This window comes from Winogradskyella sp., assembly GCF_028282165.1.
Classification (GTDB): domain Bacteria; phylum Bacteroidota; class Bacteroidia; order Flavobacteriales; family Flavobacteriaceae; genus Winogradskyella.
On the sequence record NZ_JANQIM010000035.1, the window covers coordinates 40,397 to 49,925 of the forward strand.

The 9,529-nt window shown below is 37.9% G+C and carries 4 protein-coding genes and 1 pseudogene; all 5 read left to right on the forward strand.

Annotation, left to right across the window (positions count from 1 at the left end; all coding sequences use genetic code 11):
• Positions 1–33 precede the first annotated feature (33 nt).
• Positions 34–5,379 (forward strand): gliding motility-associated C-terminal domain-containing protein, encoded by a 5,346-nt coding sequence (locus Q0972_RS14710; protein ID WP_299366946.1) that lies wholly within the window; start codon positions 34–36, stop codon positions 5,377–5,379.
• Between the two features lie 27 nt (positions 5,380–5,406).
• The gene (locus Q0972_RS14715) at positions 5,407–6,318 is read left to right on the forward strand and encodes a type IX secretion system membrane protein PorP/SprF (RefSeq protein ID WP_299366949.1); all 912 of its coding nucleotides are present in this window, start codon (positions 5,407–5,409) and stop codon (positions 6,316–6,318) included.
• Positions 6,319–6,337: 19 nt separating this feature from the next.
• Positions 6,338–8,254 (forward strand): OmpA family protein, encoded by a 1,917-nt coding sequence (locus Q0972_RS14720; RefSeq protein WP_299366952.1) that lies wholly within the window; start codon positions 6,338–6,340, stop codon positions 8,252–8,254.
• Between the two features lie 102 nt (positions 8,255–8,356).
• Positions 8,357–8,818 (forward strand): T9SS type A sorting domain-containing protein, encoded by a 462-nt coding sequence (locus tag Q0972_RS14725; RefSeq protein WP_299366955.1) that lies wholly within the window; start codon positions 8,357–8,359, stop codon positions 8,816–8,818.
• Positions 8,819–8,821: 3 nt separating this feature from the next.
• Positions 8,822–9,529, forward strand: a pseudogene (locus tag Q0972_RS14730) (collagen-like protein); the annotation flags it as partial.

Consider the following 9,529-nt stretch of genomic DNA (forward strand, 5'->3'; position numbering starts at 1 on the left):
AGGAATATATAATTTCTAACAAACCGATTAATAATGAAAAAGATTACTCTATTTCTAATGCTTTTGTGCTTTTCCGTTGCTGTAAGTGCTCAAGTTTTAAATCAGCCTGCAGCATGGCCAAACACTAACTGGACAGTTACAGGCGTTTTCAACCCAGATCCATCGGCCTTTGAAGCAGATCCAACGGCCACAAGTAACTTTGCTTTCGACGATGACGATGCGGGCGGGACAAGTGACGACGACATCGCCGCTGAATCTCCAATAATAGACTTGTCAGCCGCTTTTGGGGCTGGTGAGACTTGGTTATTTATTGATGTCGATTACACCTATAATGATTTGGCAGATGTGCTTAACCTAGAATACTGGGATGCCGACAGTAGCACATGGGAAGTATGGCAACAATTTGTAGCTTCTGCTGACGAACCTGATGATAATTTCTGTTCCGGTGCAAGAGATAGCTTTACCAGTAATCAATTAAATATAGCTGGCTTTACGGCAAATCAGCTTTCAAACTTTCAGTATAGAATTGCCTTTTATGATGATGGCCCTGGAGGTGGAGCAGCTTGGGAATGGGGTTTTTGTTTTGATTCACCAACCATAACTTCACAGACACCACCAATATGCCCTGATCCAGATATGTTAGAAGCTGTAAATATCACAGAGACTACTGCCGACTTACAATGGACAGAAAATGGCTCTGCCACAGTTTGGAATATAGAATGGGGGCTTGCTGGATTTACACCAGGTTCAGGTACAACAGTAAATGGTATTACTGCAATACCTTACAATCTTACAGGTTTAACAGCTGGGACTGGATATGATTTTTATATACAATCTGATTGTGGTGGTTCTTCAGGCACATCTAATTTTATAGGGCCATTTACCTTTGCAACAGCTGTTCCTGGAGGAGCCTGTAATGCTTCCTTTGCAATGAACGTAGAACCAGATTGTTCTGCGGCTACTCCCGTAACGTTTGATTTTAGCTTAGCAGAAGATATAGATGCCAATGGCGAAAACCCTACTTGTGATGGAGCAGGAAATTGGGGATACTGGATAAATTTCACAGCACCTGCTATTGGTTCAGTTATCTTTGAGTTTGGTGGAGGCGCTGATGAAGTTGGCCTAGAAATTTTGGATGCTTGTGGTGGAACATCTTTAGTGTGCTTTAATAACGATTTTAATGATGGTGATAACTCAGGTATTATTGATGGGCTTACACCTGGCAATACTTATGTCGCTGTAATATGGAGAGACGGACAATCTGGAAGTGCAGACGTTTGTATTGAAGAGGGACCAACATGTATTTTCCCTTCAGATTTGTCAGCTTCAAATTTTACAATAGATGGAGCGGACTTAAGCTGGACAGAAAACGGAACTGCTACGGTATGGAATGTTGAAGTTGTTCTTGCTGGAGATCCTCCAACCGGAACGCCTACATCTACCGGCGTAACTAACCCATACACCGTTACAGGCTTAATGCCAAATACAGACTATGATTTCTATGTTCAAGCAGATTGCGGCGGCGGTGATACAAGTGATTTTTCTGGTCCTTTTACATTTACTACTGCTTGTGATATATTTACACCCGATTACATAGAGCAATTCAATACAATTACCCCTGACTGTTGGGAGGAAGCCGATAGTGGTGATGCAACAACTGGCCCAGGTGATTTAGGTGGTAGTTCCTGGGTAGAAGATGGATTTATTAATAATGGAACAACTGGAGCTTATAAAATCAACTTATGGCTTGCATCTAAAAGTGATTGGATTTTATCACCAACTTTTGATTTAACTGGAGGGCCATTCCAAGTTGAATTTGATTTTGCTATCATGGAGTTTGCGAGTACAACTACGGCTGGTACTCTAGGCTCAGATGATACAGTACAGCTTTTAATCACTAATGATGATGGTGCAACATGGACTACTTTAGTAACTTACGATAGTTCATCTGTAGTACCTGCAACTGGAGAAACAGTATTATTTACTCTAGAGGCTTATGCAGGTCAAACAGTTAGATTCGGAATCTTAGGTTCTGAAGGTACCGTAGATGATCCTGAAGATAATGATGTATTTGTAGACAACTTCCGTGTTAGAGGTATCCCAACCTGTCCCGAGCCAATAAATTTAGATTCCAATAATTTAAGTTTAACCGAGACTGAAGTTAGTTGGACAGAAACTGGTACGTCTACCGTTTGGAATATTGAATATGGTCCTTCAGGCTTTACACCAGGAACAGGGACACTAGTCTCCGGTGTAACAACAAATCCGTATACAATCTCTCCTTTATTACCAGACACAGATTATGACTTTTATGTTCAGGCAGAATGTGACCCAATGAACCTAAGTTCATTTGCTGGTCCAGCTTCATTTTTTACTGGTTATTGTCAATCAGAACCATCGAGTCTTGATGGAACTGGTGTAAACAATGTTACAATAGAGACAATAGATTTTCCAAGTCTAGGTGATCTTGTTACTTATGAAGATCAAACGTCTCCTACTATTGATGTGTTTCCAGGGATTAATACTGAAGTTATTATTGAATTTGGCCATGCCTTTGATTATAACACCAATATTTGGATAGATTTTGATGATAATTTAGTTTTTGACGCCTCAGAATTAGTGTTCCAAGGCGAATCATCAGGTGCTGGTGATCCTCATACTTTAGATGCGTCTTTTGTTATGCCTGTTACCGCAACTCCTGGTGTGCATAGAATGCGTATTGGTACAGCAGATACTGGTCAGGCCACCCCTAACCCATGTTATAATGGTACTTGGGGCGTTACATTGGACTTTACAGTAAACGTGGGTATTTTACCTTGTGTGCTTCCAGAAGTTAGTTTTAATATTGTAGATGATTGCGATAGTCAGCAATTCTTTATTGATGTTGATGTTACTGATCTGGGAGATGCCACTTCTATAGAAATATCAAATGATTTTGATGCCAATACAATACAGATCATGGCAGCAGGTATTTCACAAATTGGGCCTTTTCCATCTGGAACTGCTGTTGTTGTGTCCGTTGCAAATGAACAAGAAAGTCTTTGTACTATTGTAAGTCCAGAATTAAGACTCATATGTCCGCCAGATAATGATACGCCTTGTGAGGCAAATGTTGCAGTTGTAAATGATGGTATATTGTGTGAGAACAATACTCCTGGATCAATTTTTGGCGCTAGTCCTTCTGGTGTTCCAGACCCTTCATGCGGTGGTTCAGCAGATGATGACGTGTGGTTTCAATTTGAAGCACTAAGTGAATTCCAATTAATTTCTTTAGCCAACGTTGTGGGTAGCTCAGCCACAGATATGGATCTTGCTGTATATGAAGGTACCTGTGATAACTTAACAGAGATTGCCTGTGTTTCTGGTTTTGAGGATTGGTCGCTTCTTACACCATCTGTTACTATAGGTGAGACCTATTATGTTAGAGTCTATTCTGGAGGTACAACACAAGAGGATACCACATTCGACCTTTGTATTACAACATATTTAGCACCGCCAAATATAGATTGTGAATCGACTGAGAATCTATGTAGCGGTGGTAACGATGACAACATTCTCTATTATAATAATGTAGTAGGTTTGCCAGATACGAGTACTTTGGATTGTTTAATTACAATTCCTAACCCTACTTATTTTGAACTTCCTATTGGTGAAACAGGTGATATTTTGATTGAAATGGTACAAAATTCTGCTTTTGATGCGGATGGTAACCCAATTGGCGATGAACTAGATGTTGACTTTTTATTATGGGGACCGTTGACACCAGATGATCCTGTTTGTGTAAATCAAGATCCTTTTACTATTTCTGCACCAGTTGTTGATTGTAGTTATTCGTTTTTACCAGTTGAAAATGCAGTTTTAACGGGAGCTCAGGCCGGAGAAGTGTATCTGCTATTGATTACTAATTTTGAGTCGGAACCAGGCGTCATTCAGGTAATTCAAACTAATCTTGGCGATAGTGGTGCGGGTGCAATTGTTGCAGATATTACAGCCGAAATCACAAGTCAACAGGCCTTTATCGATCCAAATAATGACTTCTCAGAAACTGATGTAGTTCCTTTATGTGGATTTACTGAAATCACATTAGAAACGGACTCGCCTGGTGCTGATGAATTTGTTTGGTTCAAAAATGGTATTGAAATTACAGGTGAAACTTCAAGTACTCTTACAGTAACAGAATCAGATACTTATCAAGTATTGGCCATTGATAATGGTTGTGCTGCTGAGGCTTTTTCTCAATTTGTAGAAGTTAATCTTTATGAAGATCCTGGCAACTTTACTCCAGATCCTCTTATTGTCTGTGACGGAGCTACAGCTGATGGCGTTGAAGATTTCAATTTAGAAGATATTACAGCGGCCCTTGGTTTTGGACCAGCCTTTACCGTAACTTACTATACCAATATGGCTGATGCTAACCAGGCAATGAATCCCGTGACTAGCCCATATAATTCTGGTGGAGAGATTTTAGTTGTAAGGGTTGAAGATACAAACGCTGCAAATAACGGTTTCCTTGGCTGTCGCCAATTAGGAGAGGTAGAGTTGATTGTAAATGCAAATCCAGTCATAAACCAACCAGCGGATTTTGTGGTTTGTGATGATCTAGATGGCATTGTTGATGGTGTTACAGAGTTTGATTTAACTTCAATTGATTCAGAGGTTACTACTGATCCAAATGTTACAGTGACTTATCATAATACTCAAGCCGATGCTGAGACTGGAACTGACGCTCTTGTAAGCCCATATTCAAGTAGTGGTGAAACTGTTTTTGTACGTGCACAAGATAATACTACTGGTTGTTTTAGTACCACTTCGTTTAACCTAGTTATTAATGTGGTACCACTTGGTTCTATCGATACCAATCTATTCTATTATGACCCAGATACGGATGAATTTTTATTATGTCCTCAAGCAGGATCTGGAGTTGTGCTCACTTTGATACCCGACAGCTCTAATGTTGGTACCATCTCTGTACAATGGTTATTAGATGGGATTGAGATTGCTGGCGCAACAGGACTGTCCTATGAAGCGTTATCTCCAGGTGATTATACTGCAAGAATTACCTTTGATGATACGGGATGTTCAAATTCAATTTCGGACAATGTTGTAACTGAAATAGATAATTGTGTTATCCCTGAAGGTATATCTCCAGGTGTCTCTCCTGGATTCAACGATACGTTTGACTTAAGGTATTTTAATGTCACGCGCCTTGATATATTCAATAGAAATGGTACTCTAGTTTACTCTAAGGATAACTATACAGACGAATGGGAAGGACAAACCAATGATGGTGAAGAGCTTCCTGTTGGCACATATTTCTATACGATGACTTACGAAGGTGGAACTAAGCAAAAAAGTGCTTGGGTCTATATTAACAGATAATCAACTAACTTGAATCAACTTAAAATAATGAAAAAACTTTCTATTATAGCGGTATTGCTCTTGGCTTTTCAAATGCATGGGCAACAAGACCCTCAGTACACACAGTACATGTATAATATGAACATCATAAATCCGGCATATGCTGGTTCTAGAGAAAATCTATCATTTGGATTATTATACAGAAATCAATGGACAAAGATTGAAGGCGGGCCTGAAACAGGTACATTCTTTGGACATGCTCCTATTGGCAGTAACTTGGGGCTAGGTGTTTCACTTATAGCAGACCAAATTGGTCCCGTAACAGAGACCAATGCTTATGTAGATGTGTCCTATACCCTTAAACTAGGCGGTGAGCATCGTTTGGCTTTTGGTGTTAAGGCAGGTGCCACCTTTCACGACATTAATTTAACAAGCGGTAATGTAGCTGTGATTGATGAGGGAGACCCTTTCTTTGGTATTGGAATCAATGAAACTACTCCTAATATTGGTGCTGGTTTCTTCTACTACACTAATAATTATTACCTGTCGTTATCCGTTCCTAATTTATTAGATTCTGTTCATTTAGATTCTAATGGAAATAATATTGGTTCCGAAACACAACACTACTTTTTAACTGGTGGTTATGTATTTGATTTATCACCAAATACTGAGCTAAAACCATCTTTTATGGTAAAATCGGCTTTTGATGCACCTACTTCTTTTGATGTTAACCTAAATGCAAGGTTTTTTAAGAAGTTTGAAATTGGAGCTTCATATCGCTTAGATGATTCATTTTCAGGATTGATCAATTTTGCACTATCGCCTTCTGTAAGAGTTGGTTATGCTTATGATGCTGTGTCTTCAGATATTCAGGCATTTGCACCAGCATCTCATGAAGTGATGTTGCTATTTGATCTAAATTTCCCGAAACGTGTTTCTCGTTCACCTAGATACTTTTAATCCGTTAAGCTAAACAATTATGAAAAACTTAAAAACATTATTATTTATTACGTTGATGAGTAGTTTATGCTTAACTGCTCAGAACAGTGACACCAAAAAGGCAGATAAACAATTTGCAAGATTTGAATTTGTAAAAGCTGCCGAGAGCTACGAGAAACTCGTTGAAAGTGGTAAAGCAACCTCTTATGTATATGCCCAACTCGCAGAAAGCTACTATAACATCTTTAGTACAGTAGAAGCCGAACGCTGGTATGCTAAAGCTTTAGAATCGTCTGACAATCCAGAATTGATTTACAAATATGCCGAAATGCTTAAGGCTAACGGAAAGTATGAAGAATCAAACACGCAAATGGAAAAATTTGCTTCTATGCGACCATCAGATAATAGAGCAACAGCATATAGAAAGAACCCTAACTATTTACCTAAAATCTTAGAACAAGGTAAAAAGTTTAACGTTCAAGATGCTGGTTTTAATACGCCACAATCCGATTTTGGTGGCACTTTATACGATGGGAAATTATATATAGCTTCTGGTCGTAACGACAATCGTAAGACCTACGGATGGAATGAAGAACCTTTTTTAGATATCTATTCCATCGCTAAAAACTCTGATGGTTCCTATCAGGAAGCTACATTGTTGAATGATAAGATCAATACTAAGTTTCACGAAGGGTTGGTGTCTTTTTCGCCAGATGGCAATACTATGTACTTTACTAGAGAAAGCTATTTTGAAAGAGACTTTCAAAAAGACTCTTTGAGTAATGCAAGATTTGGTCAACTCTATCTGTTTAAGGCCGCTAAGCTAGGGTCCGATTGGGATACTGTTGAAGGTTTATCTATCAATAGTGAGAACTATTCCGTAAAAAATCCTTCTGTTAGTCCTGATGGTAAAACACTATATTTTTCATCTAATATGCCTGGAGGTTATGGTTTATTTGATCTCTATAAAGCGCCAATAAATGACGATGGAACTATTGGTGAACCTGAAAACTTAGGTCAGAAAATAAATACTGAAGGACAGGAAATGTTTCCTTACGTTAGTAGTAATAATACCTTATATTTCTCATCAAATGGTCATTTAGGACTTGGAGGAATGGATGTTTTTTACACTAAAGAAATTGACGGTAAAATGGCACCTATAAGAAATATTGGGATTCCTATAAACAGTAATGGTGATGATTTTGCTTTTACAATAGACGAAGAAGCTGAGGAAGGTTTCGTTTCATCTAATAGAGACGGAGGGCAAGGTAGTGATGATGTTTATGCTTTTAAAAAACTACAACCTCTTTGTGATGTGCTTATAACAGCTACTGTTTTAGACGATAAAACCAGAGCGCCCTTAAGTGGTGCATCAGTTTCTTTATATGATGCTGAAGGTAATAAAGTTGTAACTAAAATGAGTAATGAGCAAGGTATTGCTGAATTTATAGTAGAATGTGAACAAGACACAGAGCTAGAAGTGGTTATGGAGGACTTTGAAAGTAAAAAAATTCAAGTCAGTGGCACAAGTGAAGAAGAACTAGCAGTACAGGTTTCTTTAGACCCAATAGAAAAAATAATTGAGACTGAAGAAATTGTCTTAAACCCTATTTACTTTGATTACGATAAATCAAACATTACGGCTAAAGCTGCATTTGAGTTAGATAAATTAGTTCAGGTTATGAATAAATATCCCGACTTAGTGATCAAGGCCACATCACATACCGATAGTAGAGGGTCTGATTCTTATAATCAAAGGCTTTCGCAACGCAGAGCTAAGAGCACGCAACAATATGTAATTTCCAAGGGTATTGATGAATCTCGTATCTCGGCTGAAGGCAAAGGTGAAAGTGAGCTTAAAGTAAATTGTGGAGCCAATTGTACAGACGATGAACACCAACAAAATAGGCGTTCAGAATTCTTGATTATCAGTGGTGGGCCACAAGCTCAAAAGTAATTTTATATATAACTCATTATTTAAAGGCCTATCATTTACTAAATTGATAGGCTTTTTTAGAAATATCCTAACGCATAGCACCAATTAATAAATAACGTTTTAATGAAAAAAAATCTATTTTTTTTAACGCTATTGGGTTTTACCCTCCAGATAGCAGCTCAAGAACATGTGCTTTCTTCGGGTTTAGACAGTGAATCATCATCAGGAAAAGTAACCTATTCTGTTGGCTTAATCCATTATGAAGAAGCTACAGGAACTGGAGGAAGTACCTCTGTCGGATCGCAAATACCTTTTGAAGTTTCAGTTTTAAGTATTAATAATTATAGCAATTTAACTTTTGAAGTTTTTCCAAATCCAACGGAAAATTTTTTGAACGTTCATTTGAATTCAGTAGATGAGTTATCGTATCAAATCATAGATTTATCTGGTAGAAGAGTAACGTTTGGTGAATTGAATACCCTTCAATCTAAAATTGAACTTACATCACTTGAAACTTCAATTTATATTTTTAATATCCTAAAGGACAATACCATTGTTAAATCATATAAAATCTCAAAAAAATAATCCATGAAAAACTTATACTTAACAGCCTTATTATTCTTTATATCTCTTATTTCGTTTGCCCAGGCGCCCGAATTAATGAGCTATCAAGCCTTGGTACGTAATGCAGATGGCGATTTAATTCAAGATACATCCGTTGGTATAAGAATTAGCATATTGCAAAATTCGGATACAGGTACAGCAGTATATACCGAAACACATACAGTAACCACAAACCAAAATGGATTAGTAACGCTATCTATAGGTTCTGGTTCATCAGCAGATGATTTCTCTACTATTGATTGGGGAAATGGTAGCTACTATATAAAATCTGAAACTGATCCTACTGGAGGTACTAATTATACGATTGAGGGAACTAGTCAATTGCTTAGTGTACCATATGCTTTGTATGCTAAAAATTCAGGGGCAACTGGGAATGGCAATAATAATCCTAATAGTTTTAATTCAAATTTCTTAATAGCTGATTTTAATACAATCTATGCTTATAATGGGTCAACTGAAACTTGGAGCTCTCAGTCGGCTAGTGCTGTTGAGGGAGATGATATTGTTGGATCTAACGGTAATTTTGTAGTGGCTGATTTTAATACAATCTACGCTTATAATGGGGCTACTGGGACTTGGAGCTCTCAGTCGGCTAGTGCTGTCCAAGGAGGAGACATTGTTGGGTCAAATGGTAATTTTGTAGTAGCTGATTTTAATACAATCTATGCTTAC